The sequence below is a fragment of the Dorea sp. 210702-DFI.3.125 genome, from assembly GCF_020560945.1.
Taxonomy (GTDB): domain Bacteria; phylum Bacillota; class Clostridia; order Lachnospirales; family Lachnospiraceae; genus Dorea; species Dorea formicigenerans.
Genome location: NZ_JAJCNF010000008.1, coordinates 69,836 through 87,121, shown reverse-complemented (window position 1 = coordinate 87,121; position 17,286 = coordinate 69,836). Strand labels below are relative to the sequence as shown.

The window sequence follows — 17,286 nt, the reverse complement described above, 5'->3', positions numbered from 1 at the left end:
CAGCATCGACTGAAACGGGAGAAGACTTGTAAAAGGTGAACTGGAAAAATGCGAGGAGATGAAAAATTGGCTGAGAGAGAAAGAAGAGTCATTTCGCTGGTCGGCGGTGGTGGCAAGACAACGACCATGTATGCACTGGCTGAAATTTTCAGAGAAGAAGGGAAAAAAGTAATTGTGACGACAAGTACACATTTGCAGACCCCGCCAGAAGAAATCCGTGCGTGGAATATTGAAGAAGTGAGAAGTCTCTGGAAATCTGACCAGATTGCGGTCATCGGTACAGATTGTGAAAGTAATAAGAATCTTGCAGCAGGAGATCAGGCAGCAGTAAATCAGATGGAAAATAAGAAATCTGTGAAAAAGATGCGTATGCCAGATAGTTCATTTTTACAGGAGGTTTTGCAGGAAGCGGAGGTTGTACTAATTGAAGCGGATGGAGCAAAGCATCTTCCTTGTAAGGTGCCAATTGAGAAAGAACCAGTCATTATTCCGGAGTGTACAGATGTCATTGCGGTTGTGGGAATGGACGCATTAGGAAAGCCATTAGAAGAAGTCTGCTTTCGAAAAGACCTTGCAGTTCAGTTTTTAAATACGAGTTATAAACATCTGATAGCAGAAGAGGATATTGCAAAAATCCTTTCATCAGTGCAAGGTGCACGAAAAGGCGTGGAAGACCGGAAATATTGTGTCGTTCTGAATAAATGTGACGATGAAATCCGCAAGGAGCGGGCCGCGAAGATCCGCTCCTTGTTAAAAGAAAAGAGCATTGAAAATGTAATGATCACAAGTTGTGAAAATCGTCAAAATGAGTTGAAGAAATATTTCTGATAAAATTCTTGAATTATTCCTGCATAACACGCGCCATATCTTCTGGCAGCGGTGCAGTGAAACTCATATGTTCCCCGGTAATCGGGTGGGTGAATTCCATGTGGTGGGAGTGCAGAGCTTGACGTGTCATGTACTCCATGTCTGGGTTGTACAGGTAGTCACCAATCAGTGGATAACCGAGATATTTCATATGAATACGGATCTGGTGGGTGCGGCCGGTCTCAAGACGAAGAGAGACAAGGCTGTGCCCATTTGCTTCTTTTACCACTTTATAATGGGTGACTGCATCTTCTCCATGTTCCCAGTCTACGGTCCGTTCAATGATGGTTCCTTCCTTGCGCCCGAGCGGAGCCTGGATGGTTCCTTCGGAAGGTGTGACAGAACCTCGTGCAATCGCGAGATATTCCCGGTGGACTTCCCGGTATTTTGTCATGTCCGAGAGAATACTGCCACTGACCAGATGCTTTGAAACAATGGTAAGTCCCGAAGTATCCCGGTCCAGACGGTTGCAGCACCGGAAAATGAAAGGCTTTCCCTGAGACTGAAAATAATAAGCCAGAGCATTTGCCATGGAATTTGTATAGTTATTTAAAGACGGGTGAATCGGCATGCCGGCAGGCTTGTTCAGCACAAGAAGATCCTCATCTTCATAAATGATATCGAGTGGAAGTTTCGTCGGTGGGATTTTCTCAGAATTTTGTGTCTCACAGATCCGCACCTGCAGGTGGTCGCCCTTGGAAAGTTCCTGACGCATATAATAATGTACCCCATTTACAAGGATACTTTTCGGCATTCTTTTGATCTCCGACAGATTCTGCCCGGAGTAGCGCTTTCGGCGTAAGAATTGCTCAACTCTAAGGCCGGCACTGTCTTTATCTATGATATAATCGATATTTCGATTCATTGCATTTCTCCCATATAATGTCTATAATAAAAAGTAATCTGGCGATTAGTGCTAGTATAGCACATTTTTCAGTGTAATGGAAATCCAGTGAATTACATTATTTATCAGCCATTATTTATAAGAAAAGAGGAAACCAATAATGACATCACTTAGTACTTTATGTTATATAGAAAAAGATGGGCAATATCTAATGCTTCACCGTACAGTGAAGAAAAATGATGTGAATAAGGATAAATGGATCGGTGTGGGCGGACATTTTGAAGCAGATGAAAGTCCGGAAGAGTGTGTGCTTCGTGAAGTGAAAGAGGAGACAGGATATACATTGACTTCTTATCGGTTCCGTGGGATTGTGACATTTGTATCCGGAAATGGTGTGACAGAGTATATGCATCTGTTTACTGCTGATGAATTCGAAGGAAAATCCATAGCATGCGATGAAGGTGAACTGGAATGGGTGAAAAAAGAGGACGTGTTGAAACTAAATATCTGGGAAGGCGACCGGATATTTTTACGGCTCCTTGCAGATGAAGAGCCATTCTTCTCACTGAAGCTTGTCTATGATGGCCATGATACACTGGTGTCAGCAGTGTTGAATGGAAAGCCAATGGAGCTTTTTGATATTTTAAATCCAGACGGCAGTAAAACCGGAATTGTGAGAGAGCGAGTGGTTGCGCACCGTGAAGGAAGTCTGCATGCGACAGTGCATATGTGGATTGTGCGTCCGAATGAGAAGAGTGGTTATGACGTTCTTTTACAGAAGCGCAGTCAGACAAAAGATTCCAATCCAGGCAGCTATGATATATCCTCCGCAGGACATGTGGACGCCGGAGATGAGATCCTTGAGTCAGCCATTCGCGAGCTGAAAGAAGAACTTGGTATTGAGGCAAAACCGGAAGAACTTCATTATATAGGTGTACATTACGGAGCATTTGAGGCAGAATTTTATGGGAAAATGTTCCGGGACAGAGAACTTAGTTCGGTCTATGTATACACAGAACCGGTGGAGATTGAAAACCTCAAATTACAGAAAGAAGAAGTGGAAGCGGTTCGCTGGATGGATTACGAGGAGTGCAGGCAGAAAGTTCATGACGGCACGATGCCGAACTGTATTTACGAAGATGAATTTCGGATGGTCGGGGAATACCTTGACAGAGTAAGTGTCGGCCGTTAAGATGAAGTCAGAGAAAATATAGTACAGACAGGCTGTACAAAGATGCAGTTATAAAAAAATGAATCTGTGCAGATAATGAATAGATGAAAGGAAGGTAAGCATATATGGCAGTTGTACATGTAACAGGAGATACATTTGAGCAGGAAGTATTAAAAGCAGAAGGAAAGGTACTGGTTGATTTCTGGGCCGGCTGGTGCGGACCGTGTCAGATGCTTGGACCGGTTATTGAAGAAGTGGCAGCAGAAGTAGATGATGTAAAGATCTGCAAAGTGGACGTAGACCAGTGCATGGATCTTGCAAGACAGTATAAGGTTGTGTCCATTCCGATGCTTGTTGTATTTGAAAACGGAGAAGTGACAGGAAAGCAGCTTGGACTGATCAGTAAAGAAGAAGTATTACATTTAATTGGGAAATAAAAAGGAAACGGGTATACAAATGACAAGAACGGGAATTGTAAATGGAAGATTTCAGGTGCTTCACCTGAAACATATGGAGTATATTCTTGCAGCAAAGATGCGCTGCGACAAATTATATATCGGGATCACGAATCCGGACGGAGCGCACACGCGGGATACGGTGCATGATGAGAACAGAGGAACGAAAGCAGGGAATCCATTGACTTATTTTGAGCGGTGTGAAATGATCCGCGGTGCAATGGAAGAATTTAATGTGCCTGCGAAAGAGTATGATTTTATTCCATTCCCGATCAGCATGCCGGAGTATATCGCACAGTATACACCCAAAGAAGCAGTATACTATGTAGGAATGTTTGATGCCTGGGATGAGGAAAAGTACAAGATTTTACGAAGCCTTGACCTGGATGTGAATATTCTTTGGAGAAAAACGGAAGAAGAGAAAGGAATTACTGGATCAAAAGTACGGGAGCTTATCGCCACAGATCAGGAGTGGAAACAGTTTGTTCCCAAAAGTGTGTATCATTATCTGACAGAAAATGAACTGGACAAGCGTGTAAAGCGTCTGGAACTTATGAGGATTGAAGAAAAAAAGGCCATTGAACAGATGAACATTGCAGAGGCAGTGGAACGTCTCGAAATGATGGAATCCCAGGATATGGATTAAAGGAATAGACAAAAAAGTATGGTTGATAATAATTGAGAGAGATTTTTGTTATCAACCATACTTTTCTTTTAAAAACATTTTTAAATTCAAGATGGAATCTAACGAATCACTGTTCCGGTCTTTCCTTCCAGCGCCTCGTTTAATTTATCGTAAGAAGTGATGAGTGCACTTCTGCCTTCTCTGCCTTCTACAAAGTTTACGGAAGCATTGAATTTCGGGAGCATGTTGTAAACTCCAAAATGTCCTTCTTCCATATATTTTTTAGCCTGATCGACTGTAATTTCGCCAAGGTCTTTTTCATCGGCACGTCCCATATGGATCTTAACTTTCTCAACACTTGTCAGAATGATCAACATATCAGCATCTGTCTCTTCTGCCATCTTACCGGCAGTCAGATCTTTTTCAATAACAGCGCTGGCTCCTTTGAGATGATTGTCCTGCTCAAGTACCGGAATTCCCCCACCGCCACATGCGATAACAACCTGATCTGCATCTAACAGGGCTTTGATCGCATCAATCTCGACAATGCTGACTGGATTCGGTGCAGATACGATTCGACGGAATCCCTTTCCCGGCTCTTCCACGATATAATTTCCCTTTTTCCGCTCCAGATTAGCTTCTTCTGCATTCAGATAACGGCCGAGAACTTTGGTTGGTGTATAGAATGCCTCATCATAAGGATCCACAACAACACTGGTAAGAACGGTACTGACTGTGCGGAAAATCCCGCGGTCTAAAAGCTCTTCGCGAATGTTGTTCTGGAGATCATAACCGATATATCCCTGACTCATGGCTGAACAGATACACATAGGTGCTGCTGTATAATCTTCATGCTGCTTTGCAAACTCATTCAATGCGGTATGTATCATTCCGACCTGAGGTGCATTACTGTGTGTAATAGCTACCTGATATCCGTTCTGGATAAGATCGGCAATTACTTTCGCTGATTTTTTCACTGCCTCTAACTGTTCCGGCAATGTTGTTCCAAGTGCCCGGTGTCCCAGAGCGACAACAACTCGTTTCTTCATAGTATGGCCTCCTGCTAAAAGTATTCTACCTTTAATCATACATGAGTGGGTTAAAATTGGCAAGATTTTAAGTGATTCTTGAAGAAAAAATCTGACAAAATATATCCGCAGAAGAAAAAACAATGCATAAATCCATGAAGGACCTCGACATTCTTACTGCATATATTATATTAAAAATGTATGTGGAGGATGAATATGCGCCTGAACGATTTTCAAGGAAAAGAAGTCATCAACGCTTGTGACGGTAAAAAATTAGGCTACATTGTAGATTTTGTCTTTGACGAAAAATGTGGACAGATCGAAGCAATCATTATTCCAAAGACATCAAAGTTCTGTAACTTCTTCTGTGACGGCTCCGAATATATCATTCCTTACAAATGCATTTGCAAAATCGGACCAGATGTCATACTGGTAGAAATGCATGAGAAAAAATAAGAAAAAATTAAGAAAAAGTCCGGGAAATGGGAGTAATAGTGGTTTGACTTCTCGTACGCCACAAGATATACTAATAAAGAAAGATTAGGAAAAGGAGCGCGAAAGAATATGAAATGTCCATATTGTGGAAATCCTGACACAAAAGTAATTGATTCCAGACCTGCAGAGGACGGAAGCTCCATTCGAAGAAGACGTGCCTGCGATATATGTGGGAAGCGTTTTACAACTTATGAAAAGATAGAGACAATCCCTCTTATAATTATAAAAAAAGATAACAACAGAGAACAGTATAGCCGTCAGAAGATTGAAAACGGAATTATCCGGGCATGCTATAAGCGTCCGGTGCCGACAGAGAAGATCCAACAGGCGGTGAACAATATAGAGACAAAGGTATTCAGTCTGGAAGAAAAAGAAATTCCGAGCAGTGTGGTCGGTGAACTTGTCATGGACGAACTGAAAGACCTGGATGAAGTAGCATATGTAAGATTTGCATCTGTATACCGTGAATTTAAAGATGTGAATACTTTTATGGACGAGCTAAAGAAGATATTAGATAAGGAAGAAAAATGAGAACATACAAATTAACAATTTCTTATGATGGCACCCGCTATCAGGGGTGGCAGAGACAGGCGACGACAGATAATACAATTCAGCATATATTAGAGTGGAGCATTGGAAAATTGGTCGGATACAGAGTCCGTGTAGATGGCTCCGGGAGAACTGACGCAGGGGTTCACGCACGTGGACAGGTTGCAAGCGTACAGCTCTCCAAGCTTTACGATGTAAAGGAATTGAAGGATTCCATTAACAGATATTTACCGGAAGATATCCGGATCATGAAAGTGGAACTGATGAAAAATGGGTTCCATGCGAGAAAAAGTGCAAAAGGCAAGAAGTACGAATATTATATTGACTGCAGAGAAAAACCAGATGTATTTTCCAGAAGATATTGCTATCATTATCCACATAAGCTGGATATCGAAGCAATGCGCGAGGCAGCAGATTATATGATCGGACCGAAGAATTTTACAAGCTTTACGGATGACAGTGAGAATAAGGATCCAGTCCGCAGGGTTACCAACATTAAAATTGTAAGTAATGGAGAAAAGCTCCGTATTACTTATTATGGAACCGGGTTTATGTATCATATGGTCCGGATTATGACAGGCACACTTCTGGAGGTCGGAACAGGAGAGCGTGAAGCCTCTATGATTCCGGTCGTCATTGCAGCAGAAGACAGAAGCCTGGCAGGATTTCTGGCACCGGCAAGGGGTCTGTTTTTAAGAAAAGTGTATTATTAATGCCGTTACTATAGAAGAAAAAGCATACTTCGACGAAACAAAAGGCAGGCAGGAGAACATTTTGCCTGTCAATTTTGAAAATGGAAGACAAAAATAGAAGACAAGAACACAGGAGACTAAAATGAAATTTATATCATGGAATGTAAATGGTATTCGTGCATGTGCCGGAAAAGGATTTATGGATTTTTTTCAGGAGACGGACGCAGACATTTTCTGCATTCAGGAGACGAAGATGCAGGAAGGACAGCTTGAACTGGACACACCGGGATATCATCAGTACTGGAATTATGCGAAGAAAAAAGGTTATTCGGGGACAGCAATATTTACCAAGCAGGAACCAATCAGCGTAAGCTATGGACTTGGAATCGAGGAGCACGACCAGGAAGGGCGTGTGATTACATTGGAGTTTGAAGATTTTTACTTTATTACCGTGTATACACCAAACTCCCAGAGCGAGCTTGCAAGACTGGATTATCGTATGAAATGGGAGGAAGATTTTCTTACATACTTGAAAAAGCTGGAAGAGACAAAGCCGGTTATTTTCTGCGGTGATCTGAATGTAGCGCATACAGAGATTGATCTGAAGAATCCAAAGACGAATCGGAAAAATGCCGGATTTACCGATGAAGAGCGTCAGAAATTCACAGAGCTTCTGAATGCCGGATTTGTAGATACATTCCGGTATTTTTATCCGGAGCAGACAGGTATCTACTCCTGGTGGTCTTACAGATTTAGTGCAAGAGCCAAGAATGCAGGTTGGAGAATTGACTATTTCTGCGTATCCGAGAGTCTGAAAGACAGATTGGAAGACGCGAAGATACTGACAGATATTATGGGATCAGATCATTGCCCGGTGGAATTGGATATAAAGTAACTTTAAATTTTAAAATGCGGTTTTGGGTTTTAACTCTCAAAATCGCATTTTCTCTTGAAATATAGGGAATTTGTGGGTATAATAATGTCATTAAAAAGAGGTTGAAAAATCCAATGGGGGAACAAGCTTATTGGTTTTTTGCACCTCTTTTTTCGATATCAGGAATAAAATTTCCAATATCAGATGCTTCCGGAAGAATGTTTAAAAGCATCTTTCCAATGGATTTCTAAGAAAAAAACAGGAAAAAATAACAGAAACAACACATGAAAAGAGAGGATGACAGACATGAAATTTAAAGAAATTAATCCATCACCACGTACACTTATGACACCGGGACCAGTTGAAGCAGATCCTCGCGTACTTCGCGCAATGGGCGCACACATTCTCGGACAGTTCGATCCGGAATTTACAGCACTTATGAATGAGACAATGGAGATGGAACGCTATGTGTTTCAGACACAAAATAAAATGACATATCTTGTAGATACCACATCAAGAGGAGGTCTTGAGACAGTTCTGACAGGAGCAATCTGTCCGGGAGATAAAGTTTTGATTCCTGCATTCGGACGTTTTGGATATCTGCTTGCAGAGATTCTGGAGAGATGTGGAGCAGATATCACACTTCTTGAGAGAGAATGGGGAACTGTATTTGAGCCGGAAGAGATTGAAGAGGCATTAAAGAAAGACAGCTACAAAGCCGTTGCATTTATCCACGGTGAGACTTCTACATCTATGATGCAGCCATTGAAAGAGATTGGTGAAATCTGTGAGAAATATGGTGCACTTCTGATTGTAGATGCAGTTGCAACACTTGGTGGAGCAGAAGTACACGTTGACGACTGGAAGTTATCCGCATGTATCTCCGGTACACAGAAATGTATTTCAGCACCTTCAGGTTCTGCACTGATCACATACAATGAGCAGATTGAAGAAATCGTTAAGAAGAGAAAGAAAGTAGAGAAGGGAATCCGTACAGCAGATGATGTAAATGGTTCACTTGCAGGAATCCCGAGCAACTATCTGGATCTTGCACAGCTTGAGGACTACTGGAGCCCAAGACGTCTGAACCATCATACAGAGGCTACAAGTATGCAGTATGCAGTACATGAAGCACTTCGTTGCATCGTAGATGAGACTCTGGAAGCAAGATGGGCAAGACACAGCCTCAATGACAAGGCTCTGTGTGCTGGTCTGAACGCAATGGGTCTTAGCATTTTCGGAGATATCGAGCACAAGATGCCAGTTGTAACAGCAATCAATATTCCGGAAGGAGTAGACGGAAAGGTAATCCGTGGAACACTTCTCAACGAGTTTGGAATCGAAATTGCAACATCATTCGGACCACTGGACGGCAAGATTTTAAGAATCGGTAACATGGGATACTCAAGCCAGAAGAGAAATATCCTGATTCTCCTTGGAGCACTGGAGGCAGTTATGCTTCAGAATAATGTTAAGATTGCTACAGGTGAAGGTGTGGCAGCAGCGATGGAAGTATACAAAAACGCTGAGAAATAAATAAAACTATCGAACATTTAGAACTAAGTGGAGAATATCTGATTTACTCCGGAACATATACTGTTATAAAGACAGATGTTCCGGAGTTTTTTATGAGAAAGTTTATAAAACTTGAGAGAATAAGGGCAAATCGCGAGAGTATTCAAAAGAAATTGAATAAGAAATGGTTGACTCGTGGGATTTTTACTTGTGTGGCTGCAATAGCGATGATAGGTTCATACAGGTACATATCAGGAATCGTCAAGGTTTCAAGCAATGTTAATGGGAAAGAACTTCCGATTTACTGTGTCCAGACCGACGAAAAGAAAGTTGCGCTCTCATTTGATGCGGCATGGGGAAATGATGATACGCAGAGAATCCTGGACATTTTAAAGAAACATGATGTACATGTCACATTTTTTATGACTGGCGGGTGGGTCGAAAGTTATCCTGACGATGTGAAAGCAATCTATGAGGCAGGCCATGATCTTGGAAACCATAGCCAGAATCATAAGAATATGTCTCAGCTCTCCGATGAGGAGAAGACACAAGAGTTAATGAGTGTTCATGAAAAAGTGAAGGAGTTGACAGGAGTCAAGATGCAGCTGTTTCGCCCACCATATGGAGATTATGATGACGCCGTTGTGTTAAATGCAAGGGAAAATGGATATTATCCGATTCAGTGGGACGTGGATAGTCTGGATTGGAAAGACTACGGGGTTGATAGTATTTTGAATACGGTGCTGAATCATAAGGCACTTGGAAATGGTTCGATTATCTTGTGCCACAATGGGGCGAAATATACGGCAGATGCTCTAGATGCGTTGCTGGACGGATTGAAGGAAAAAGGTTATCAGGTAGTGCCGATATCGCAACTGATTTATAAAGAAAATTACCATATGGACGTGACCGGGAGACAAATTCCGGACGCGAAGTAGGCAACTGGGAAAGCCCATAAAATGGGCGAAAAGTAAGAATGTACACATCAATTAAAGAACATATATAGAATAGTTTAATATTTGCTGTCTCTTTTATTTAAATTCTTGATTGGACAGTGGAAAGTAAACTGTGGTAACATTAAATGCGTACTTATTAACGTTGATAATTATTGCTCAATAAAGCAGTGATACAACTGGGGAAAAAGAAAAGGAGAACTTAATGAAAAAGAAAATCGTAAGCGCACTTTTATGTGTCGCAATGATCGCAACTATGGCAACAGGTTGTGGTGGCAGCAAATCCAGTTCTACATCTGGAAATGCAGATTCTACAGCCAAGCAGTTTGAGATTAATGCAGCAATTGCAGCAAATCCGCCTGCACTGGATCCACACACTGTAAATGCTAATGTTACAGGTGCAATTGGAATTCATATTTATGAAGCTCTGTTCCAGATGGATGAGAATTATGAACCACAGCCAGTACTTGCAGAGTCTTATGAGATGAGCGATGATGGAAAAGAGTACACAATCAAACTTCGTCAGGGAGTAAAATTCCACAACGGAGATGAGATGAAGGCAGATGATGTAGTAGCATCTATGAATCGTTGGATGGAGCTTTCACCAAAGGCTAAAACACTCATTGGCGGTTCAGTGTTTGAAAAAGTAGATGATTATACAGTGAAGCTTACTGTAAATGAGCCATCTTCTGATATCATCATGGTTCTTGCAAGCCCTATTCAGTTTGCAGCAATCTATCCAAAGTCAGTTGTTGATTCAGCAAGTGATGAGGGTGTAAAGGAATATATTGGAACTGGTCCGTACAAAGTAGCAGAGTGGAAGCAGGATCAGTATGTAAAACTTGAAAAATATGAGGATTATCAGCCGGCTGAAGGAGAATCCAGTGGTCTTGCAGGAGCAAAAAATGCACAGGCTGACACAATCACATTTAATATTGTAACAGATACAGCGACTCGTATCGCAGGTGTACAGAATGGTCAGTATGACATTGCTGAGGATATTCCGGCAGATCAGTACAAAGATCTTGCAACAGACAAGAATCTGACTATGGATGTTCGTAGTGGTGGTACATTGAACCTGTTCCTGAATACAACAGAGGGTGTTATGGCTGATGAAAAAGTACGTCAGGCAGCTCTTGCAGCACTCAACTGTGATGATATTCTGATGGCAAGTTATGGAGATGCTGATCTTTATAAGCTGAATGCAGGTTGGTGTAATCCAGATGATGCTCAGTGGGGAACAGAGGCTGGCTCTGAATATTACAATCAGAACGATGTAGAGAAAGCGAAAAAGCTTCTTTCTGAGTCAAGCTACAACAACGAAAAAATCGTATTAGTTACAACACCAGAATACAATGAGATGTACAACGCAACATTAGTTGTTCAGGAACAGTTAAAAGCAGCAGGATTCAATGCAGAAGTTGAAAGTTACGACTTCAGCACATTCATGGAGCACCGTGCAGATCCGAAACAGTTTAGTATGTATATTACAAGTAACAGCTACAACATGCTTCCAATTCAGTTATCAGTACTGGATAAAGGATGGGCAGGACTGGATCGTCCGGAAATATCAGACGGAATCAAAGCAATCCGTTCAGCATCTTCTAACGAGGAAGCAAAAGCTGCATGGGAAGACCTCCAGTCATTCATTTATGAATATGGTGCAGCAAGTGTTATCGGACATTTCACAAACATTACAGCTATGAACAGCAAAGTTGAGAATTATCAGTACCTGAGATTCCCAATTTACTGGAATATCACTTTTGCAGAGTAATAGATGGAAGAGTTTACTTACATCTAGGTGAGTCTTGAATAGTAAACACAGCGGCGGAATGCGAAAGCAACCGCCGCTTTTGCGAATTTTAGGAATATTTTCATTGAACTTGAAAATCATGGAGGAGGAAACTATATGTTATCTTATATTGGAAAACGTATTCTGTCATTGATTCCTGTACTCTTTGTTGTGTCATTTGTTGTTTTTCTGGTTGTATATATGATACCGGGAGGACCTGCGACAGCAATTTTAGGACTGGAAGCATCAGCAGATCAGATAAATGCTTTGAATGCGCAGCTTGGTTTTGACAGACCATTTCTTGTGCAGTATGGTGACTGGATCGTCAATGTATTTCAGGGGAACTGGGGGGATTCATTCTTTTTACATGAGTCTGTAACAGAAGCAATTGCTGAATATTTTGGACCAACAATCAGCCTTGCAATTCTTGCGCAGTTAATTGCATTAGTTCTTTCTGTACCACTTGGGATTCTTGCAGCATATAAGAGAGGAAGCGCGACTGATGTAGCAGCAGTATCTGTGTCATTGCTTGGTATTGCAATTCCAGGATTCCTTTTAAGTATGTTTTTAATGTTATTTTTTAGTGTGTATCATCACTGGTTCCCGGTAGCAGGGTATGCACCATTGGCAAATGGACTGTTGGAACATTGGAAATATCTGTTTGTTCCTGCACTCTCACTTGGAATTGTACAAGCTGCTTATATTACACGAATGACAAGATCATCACTTCTTGAGGTGTTATATAAAAATTATATTCGCACAGCAAGAGCAAAAGGATTAAAAGAAAAAAAAGTAGTTCTTCGCTATGCACTTAAAAATGCGGCGCCTGCAATTCTTACAGCAGTCGGACAGTCATTTGGAAGTCTGATTACAGGAACAATCGTAACGGAGACGTTGTTTAATATTCCGGGGCTTGGAATGTTGACAATGGGTTCTATTAATCGAAGAGATGTATATGTAATCCAGGGAGTTGTATTATTTGTAACATTATTGTATGTACTGGTAAATCTTGTGGTTGATATTTTATATGGATTTGTAGATCCAAGACTGCAGCCAGGCAGAAATAAATAACGGGAGGGCGGAAAATGGTATTAACAAGAAAAGGAATTTCTGCCTCCAGTGAGGCAATTATAAAAGAACAACGACAGATCACAAGAGAAAAATTACTCGCAAGTCCGGGACTGATTATCGGAACAATTGGATTTTTATTAATTCTGGTCACTGCAATATTAGTTCCGATTCTCAACACGCAGGATCCAAATGCAATGGTGGTCATGGATCGTCTGAAAGCACCAAGTGCTGCACATATTTTTGGAACAGATGAATTAGGAAGAGACTTATTTATCCGTGTAATGTACGGAGCAAGAGTTTCTCTTTGGGTTGGCGGTTGTGTCGCAATCTTTTCCTGTGTTTTGGGAACAATTATCGGACTTTATGCAAGTTATTTTAAAGTGCTTGATCAGATCCTTATGAGAATCTGTGATGGATTGATTGCAATTCCGGGAATCTTACTTGCGATTGCATTGATTGCGGCACTTGGAACATCAAGCTGGAATGTAGTTGTAGCACTTACAATTGTATATACTCCAAACGTAGCGCGTACAGTACGTGCCAGCGCTATGGTTATTCGTGAGCAGACTTATGTAGAAGCTGCAAAAGTACAGGGAAGCGGAAATTTCAGAATCTTATGGAAACTGATTCTTCCGGGTGTTATTTCACCACTGACAGTTCAGGCTTCTTACATTTTTTCACAGGCAATTATTTCAGAAGCATCTCTTAGCTTCCTTGGAGCGGGTGTTCCGGCACCGGCAGCCAGTTGGGGAAATATGCTGGAAGCAAGTAAAGCAGTACTTTCAAAGGCACCTTGGACAATGATTGTACCAGGAGCAGCAGTTATTATATGTGTACTGAGTCTAAATCTTTTTGGAGATGGACTTCGTGACTTTATGGATCCGAGAACAAAAGGAGGCGTGAAAAAATAATGAATGATACAATATTAGAGATTAAAGATTTACACGTTCTGTTCCCGGTACATAAAAAGTGGCTTCCGGCAGTAGATGGCGTGAATTTGAAGATTGAAAAAGGTGAGATCACTGGCGTAGTTGGTGAATCTGGTTCCGGAAAAAGTGTTATGTCCCAAACAATTTTAAGACTTCGTGATCATGATACAAATGTCCGCTATGAAGGTGAAATTTTATTCGAAGGTGAAGATTTGTTAAAGCAGCCTTTAAATAAAATCCGTGATATCAGAGGAGACCGTATTTCGGTTATTTTTCAGGATCCATTGACTTCATTGAGTCCGGTTCATACTGTAGGCAGTCAGTTGAGTGAAGTACTGACTTTGCATAAAGGGTTAAATAAAGAACAGGCAAAAGAAAAAGCAATTGAAATGTTGAAATTGACAGGAATCCCAAATCCGGAGAACTGTTTTAAACAGTATCCATATGAACTTTCTGGTGGTATGCAGCAACGTGTCATGATTGCAATGGCATTATCCTGCGAGCCAAAGCTTCTGATTGCGGATGAGCCAACAACAGCACTTGATGTAACAATTCAGGAACAGATTCTGCAGCTGATTCGTGAATTGAACGAAAAGCTTGGAATGTCTGTATTGTTTATTACCCATGACATGGGAGCAGTTGCAAATTTATGCCATAATGTAAAAGTTATGTATCTTGGTCAGGTGGTTGAAGAAGCATCTACAGAAGAATTGTTCCAGAATCCGCTGCATCCATATACACAGGGACTACTGTCATGTATTCCGCACCTTGGAGTGAAAAAAGGAGAACCGCTGCCAGTGATTGAAGGATCAGTGCCTCCGTTATCTAAAGTACCGGTAGGGTGCCATTTCTGTACCAGATGTAAGATGGCAGATCAGCAATGCATGGAACATGAGCCGCCAGCCTGTGAAGTTGCTCCGGGGCATGTAGTGAAATGTTGGAAATATGCCGAATCCGGAAAGCAGGAGGTGTAAAGATGAGTGAACATTTGCTTGAAGTAAAACATTTAAAAAAATCATATCCGGTGTATGATAATTCTGGAAAATTATTTGCAAAGAAGAAATATATGTGTGCGGTCGATGATATGTCTTTCTTTATTGAAAAAGGAGAAACTTACGGACTGGTAGGAGAATCTGGATGCGGAAAATCTACGACAGGAAGAACAATTGTTGGTCTGAATCATGCAGATAGTGGAGAGATTTTATACGATGGAAAGGACTTATGTAAATTAAGTGATAAAGAATTTCGCCCACTGCGTAAAGACATTCAGATGGTATTTCAAGACACTTTATCAGCGCTTAATCCGAGACAGAGAATCGGAGATAGTTTGAGTGAGACTTTAAAAATACATGGAATGACAGATAGTGAGAAGAGAAGAGAAGCCGTAGTTGAAATCCTGAAAAAGGTAGGATTGTCAGAAGAACATTATTTTAGATTTCCACATGAATTATCAGGTGGACAGGTTCAGAGACTTGGAATTGCCGGAGCTTTGATTATCCAACCGAAGCTGATTGTCTGCGATGAGCCGGTATCTGCGCTGGATGTATCTATTCAGGCTCAGATTTTGAACATGCTTGTGGAACTTCAAAAAGAATTGGGACTGAGTCTTTTGTTTATTTCTCATGATATCGGTGTAGTACGTTTTATTTCAGACAGAATCGGAGTTATGTATCTTGGAACTCTGATGGAAGAGACAGAGACAGAAGAACTTTTTGAGCATCCATTGCATCCATATACGGAAGCATTGTTTGAGGCGGTCCCTGATCCGTATATCAAACGTACGGAATTAAAAGGATTAAGTGGAGAACAGCCGGTTCGAACAGAAGATTTTAAAGGTTGTGCGTTCTATACAAGATGCCCATATGCAACAGATCGTTGTAAGGCAGAAAGACCGGAACTTAGAGAAGTGAAACCGGGACATAAAGTAGCCTGTCATAGATATAATAATGACTAGTATAAGCCTTTTAAATTAGCATAATAAATCAGAAAAAGCGTCACTTATATTTTTTGTATGAGCGGCGCTTTTTTTGATATGGTGTTGCTGAAAGTATTTAGTTGTAATTATCTTTTAGGCAGATTATTTTGAAAATGTAGAATAGATTTTTACGAGTTCTATGACCATGTCTACAACTTTATCCATGCTTTGGACAGAAATGTGTTCATAAGGACCGTGATAAGCGTGTGCCCCAGTTCCGATATCAGGGCATGGAAGTCCGCGAAAACTAAGATGACAACCATCAGTCCCTCCACGGATTGGAGAAACATTAGGAATTAGTCCAACTCTTTCACACGCAGATTTTGCATTTTCAATTAAGTGGATATTTTGTTCAATGATATCTTTCATATTATAATACTGGTCGGTTATACAAAGTTCTACGGTTCCTGCGCCCCATTTTGCATTTAATTGTTCAGTAATGGAAAGAAGGTGATTTTTGCGATTTTGAAACTCAGTGTTGTCATGATCCCGAATAATATAATCCATATGAGCAGAACCACAGTCTCCAGCTATATGAACTAAATGATAGAAGCCTTCATAACCTGCAGTATCACGTGGTGTTTCGTGCTTGGGAAGTTGGTTATTAATTTCCATAGCGAGCAGGCAGGCGTTGATCATAGTATCTTTAGCAGAACCAGGGTGGACGCTCACGCCATGAATGTCAAAAGAGGCGCTGGCAGCATTAAAGTTTTCATATTGTAAGTTCCCCTCCGTAGAGCCGTCAAGTGTATATGCAAAATCGGCATCGAACAAATCTATATCAAAAAGGGAGATACCGGTTCCAATCTCTTCATCAGGCGTGAAAGCAATACAAATCGGGCCGTGAGGTATCTGCTGGGACTGCAGGTGTTCGACCAGTGTCATAATCTCGGCAATTCCGGCTTTATCGTCAGCGCCCAGAATGGTTGTGCCGTCGGTCGTGATCAGTGTGTGACCGGTCAGAGCTTTGAGATGTTCAAACATATCAGGACTAAGAATAAGACCACTGCTTCCAAGGGGCAGATCTTTGCCATTATAATTTTCAGTTATGACTGGCTGAATTGCATGTTCGCAATAATCAGATACAGTATCTATATGAGCAATAAAACCAAGTGCAGGAGCATTTTCATATCCTTTCGTGGCTGGAAGTTTTCCATAGAGAAAACAATGTTCGGTGAGGTGAATGTCAGAAACACCGAGGAGTTGCATTTCATCTTTCAGAAGATTAGCCAGGTCAAATTGACATTTCGAAGAAGGTGTTGTGTTACTGGTTTCATCGCATGGAGTGTTGATTGCGACATATTTTAATAAACGTTCATAAGCTTTCATAGAGCTCTCCTTGTGTGTGATTTATATTATATATCGTAGCATATTTGAAAATAATATGTGAGATTAATAATGAAAAGCTATAAAAGAGATAGAACTTGTAATAAAAATGTAATAATAGTTAA

The 17,286-nt window shown here is 41.0% G+C and carries 18 protein-coding genes; 15 read left to right on the top strand and 3 right to left on the bottom strand.

Features of this window, described 5'->3' with window-relative positions:
* Positions 1-66: 66 nt before the first annotated feature.
* Positions 67-828, top strand: coding sequence for a selenium cofactor biosynthesis protein YqeC (yqeC, locus tag LI164_RS05810; RefSeq protein WP_227086874.1), 762 nt, complete (start codon positions 67-69; stop codon positions 826-828).
* A gap of 13 nt (positions 829-841) precedes the next feature.
* Here the strand turns inward: yqeC and LI164_RS05805 are convergent, their stop codons facing one another.
* A complete protein-coding gene (locus LI164_RS05805; protein WP_227086873.1) occupies positions 842-1,732 on the bottom strand; it encodes an RluA family pseudouridine synthase in 891 nt (296 codons plus the stop codon).
* Positions 1,733-1,871: 139 nt separating this feature from the next.
* Between LI164_RS05805 and LI164_RS05800 the strand changes: the two genes are divergently transcribed.
* The 3 genes from LI164_RS05800 to LI164_RS05790 all read left to right on the top strand — a co-directional run bounded on the left by LI164_RS05800 (position 1,872) and on the right by LI164_RS05790 (position 3,983).
* Positions 1,872-2,903, top strand: coding sequence for an NUDIX domain-containing protein (locus LI164_RS05800; protein ID WP_227086872.1), 1,032 nt, complete (start codon positions 1,872-1,874; stop codon positions 2,901-2,903).
* Positions 2,904-3,007: 104 nt separating this feature from the next.
* A complete protein-coding gene (gene trxA / locus LI164_RS05795; protein ID WP_005330538.1) occupies positions 3,008-3,319 on the top strand; it encodes a thioredoxin in 312 nt (103 codons plus the stop codon).
* Positions 3,320-3,338: 19 nt separating this feature from the next.
* Complete coding sequence (locus LI164_RS05790; protein WP_040015237.1) at positions 3,339-3,983, top strand: nicotinate-nucleotide adenylyltransferase; 645 nt, start codon at positions 3,339-3,341, stop codon at positions 3,981-3,983.
* A gap of 98 nt (positions 3,984-4,081) precedes the next feature.
* On the opposite strand, the gene arcC is transcribed toward LI164_RS05790, so the two are convergent.
* Complete coding sequence (gene arcC / locus LI164_RS05785; RefSeq protein ID WP_005341010.1) at positions 4,082-5,011, bottom strand: carbamate kinase; 930 nt, start codon at positions 5,009-5,011, stop codon at positions 4,082-4,084.
* A gap of 195 nt (positions 5,012-5,206) precedes the next feature.
* Here arcC and LI164_RS05780 point away from each other — a divergent pair, with 195 nt between their 5' ends.
* The 11 genes from LI164_RS05780 to LI164_RS05730 all read left to right on the top strand — a co-directional run bounded on the left by LI164_RS05780 (position 5,207) and on the right by LI164_RS05730 (position 15,814).
* The gene (locus tag LI164_RS05780; RefSeq protein ID WP_022278453.1) at positions 5,207-5,446 is read left to right on the top strand and encodes a YlmC/YmxH family sporulation protein; all 240 of its coding nucleotides are present in this window, start codon (positions 5,207-5,209) and stop codon (positions 5,444-5,446) included.
* Positions 5,447-5,554: 108 nt separating this feature from the next.
* Positions 5,555-6,016, top strand: a complete 462-nt coding sequence (nrdR, locus tag LI164_RS05775; RefSeq protein WP_005330544.1) for a transcriptional regulator NrdR — start codon at positions 5,555-5,557, stop codon at positions 6,014-6,016.
* Positions 6,013-6,747: a tRNA pseudouridine(38-40) synthase TruA gene (gene truA, locus LI164_RS05770; RefSeq protein ID WP_005330545.1), complete on the top strand. Its 735-nt coding sequence runs from the start codon at positions 6,013-6,015 to the stop codon at positions 6,745-6,747. The genes nrdR and truA overlap by 4 nt, the downstream gene beginning before the upstream one ends.
* 121 nt (positions 6,748-6,868) lie before the next feature.
* Positions 6,869-7,621, top strand: coding sequence for an exodeoxyribonuclease III (locus LI164_RS05765; RefSeq protein WP_005330547.1), 753 nt, complete (start codon positions 6,869-6,871; stop codon positions 7,619-7,621).
* A gap of 285 nt (positions 7,622-7,906) precedes the next feature.
* Entirely contained in the window at positions 7,907-9,136 is a 1,230-nt protein-coding gene (locus LI164_RS05760) for an alanine--glyoxylate aminotransferase family protein (protein ID WP_117657785.1), read from the top strand.
* 38 nt (positions 9,137-9,174) lie between these two features.
* A complete protein-coding gene (locus LI164_RS05755) occupies positions 9,175-10,053 on the top strand; it encodes a polysaccharide deacetylase family protein (protein ID WP_227086880.1) in 879 nt (292 codons plus the stop codon).
* Between the two features lie 220 nt (positions 10,054-10,273).
* Positions 10,274-11,842 (top strand): ABC transporter substrate-binding protein, encoded by a 1,569-nt coding sequence (locus LI164_RS05750; protein WP_227086871.1) that lies wholly within the window; start codon positions 10,274-10,276, stop codon positions 11,840-11,842.
* Between the two features lie 135 nt (positions 11,843-11,977).
* Complete coding sequence (locus LI164_RS05745; RefSeq protein WP_117657780.1) at positions 11,978-12,931, top strand: ABC transporter permease; 954 nt, start codon at positions 11,978-11,980, stop codon at positions 12,929-12,931.
* 14 nt (positions 12,932-12,945) lie between these two features.
* Positions 12,946-13,842, top strand: coding sequence for an ABC transporter permease (locus LI164_RS05740; protein ID WP_029731557.1), 897 nt, complete (start codon positions 12,946-12,948; stop codon positions 13,840-13,842).
* Entirely contained in the window at positions 13,842-14,834 is a 993-nt protein-coding gene (locus LI164_RS05735; RefSeq protein ID WP_227086870.1) for an ABC transporter ATP-binding protein, read from the top strand. Before LI164_RS05740 ends, LI164_RS05735 begins: the two co-directional genes overlap by 1 nt.
* Before the next feature lie 2 nt (positions 14,835-14,836).
* On the top strand, positions 14,837-15,814 hold the full coding sequence (locus LI164_RS05730) for an ABC transporter ATP-binding protein (protein WP_227086869.1): 978 nt from the start codon (positions 14,837-14,839) through the stop codon (positions 15,812-15,814).
* A gap of 123 nt (positions 15,815-15,937) precedes the next feature.
* On the opposite strand, the gene pepT is transcribed toward LI164_RS05730, so the two are convergent.
* A complete protein-coding gene (pepT, locus tag LI164_RS05725) occupies positions 15,938-17,164 on the bottom strand; it encodes a peptidase T (protein WP_227086868.1) in 1,227 nt (408 codons plus the stop codon).
* Positions 17,165-17,286: the final 122 nt, after the last annotated feature.

Excerpts from the sequence above, each read along its gene's own strand:
- LI164_RS05800 (WP_227086872.1), top strand. The coding sequence starts at position 1,872 with ATGACATCACTTAGTACTTTATGTTATATAGAAAAAGATGGGCAATAT.
- LI164_RS05735 (WP_227086870.1), top strand. The coding sequence starts at position 13,842 with ATGAATGATACAATATTAGAGATTAAAGATTTACACGTTCTGTTCCCG.
- LI164_RS05780 (WP_022278453.1), top strand. The coding sequence starts at position 5,207 with ATGCGCCTGAACGATTTTCAAGGAAAAGAAGTCATCAACGCTTGTGAC.
- LI164_RS05805 (WP_227086873.1), bottom strand. The coding sequence starts at position 1,732 with ATGAATCGAAATATCGATTATATCATAGATAAAGACAGTGCCGGCCTT.
- arcC (WP_005341010.1), bottom strand. The coding sequence starts at position 5,011 with ATGAAGAAACGAGTTGTTGTCGCTCTGGGACACCGGGCACTTGGAACA.
- trxA (WP_005330538.1), top strand. The coding sequence starts at position 3,008 with ATGGCAGTTGTACATGTAACAGGAGATACATTTGAGCAGGAAGTATTA.
- nrdR (WP_005330544.1), top strand. The coding sequence starts at position 5,555 with ATGAAATGTCCATATTGTGGAAATCCTGACACAAAAGTAATTGATTCC.
- LI164_RS05730 (WP_227086869.1), top strand. The coding sequence starts at position 14,837 with ATGAGTGAACATTTGCTTGAAGTAAAACATTTAAAAAAATCATATCCG.
- LI164_RS05745 (WP_117657780.1), top strand. The coding sequence starts at position 11,978 with ATGTTATCTTATATTGGAAAACGTATTCTGTCATTGATTCCTGTACTC.
- LI164_RS05750 (WP_227086871.1), top strand. The coding sequence starts at position 10,274 with ATGAAAAAGAAAATCGTAAGCGCACTTTTATGTGTCGCAATGATCGCA.
- LI164_RS05790 (WP_040015237.1), top strand. The coding sequence starts at position 3,339 with ATGACAAGAACGGGAATTGTAAATGGAAGATTTCAGGTGCTTCACCTG.
- LI164_RS05760 (WP_117657785.1), top strand. The coding sequence starts at position 7,907 with ATGAAATTTAAAGAAATTAATCCATCACCACGTACACTTATGACACCG.
- truA (WP_005330545.1), top strand. The coding sequence starts at position 6,013 with ATGAGAACATACAAATTAACAATTTCTTATGATGGCACCCGCTATCAG.
- LI164_RS05765 (WP_005330547.1), top strand. The coding sequence starts at position 6,869 with ATGAAATTTATATCATGGAATGTAAATGGTATTCGTGCATGTGCCGGA.
- pepT (WP_227086868.1), bottom strand. The coding sequence starts at position 17,164 with ATGAAAGCTTATGAACGTTTATTAAAATATGTCGCAATCAACACTCCA.
- LI164_RS05740 (WP_029731557.1), top strand. The coding sequence starts at position 12,946 with ATGGTATTAACAAGAAAAGGAATTTCTGCCTCCAGTGAGGCAATTATA.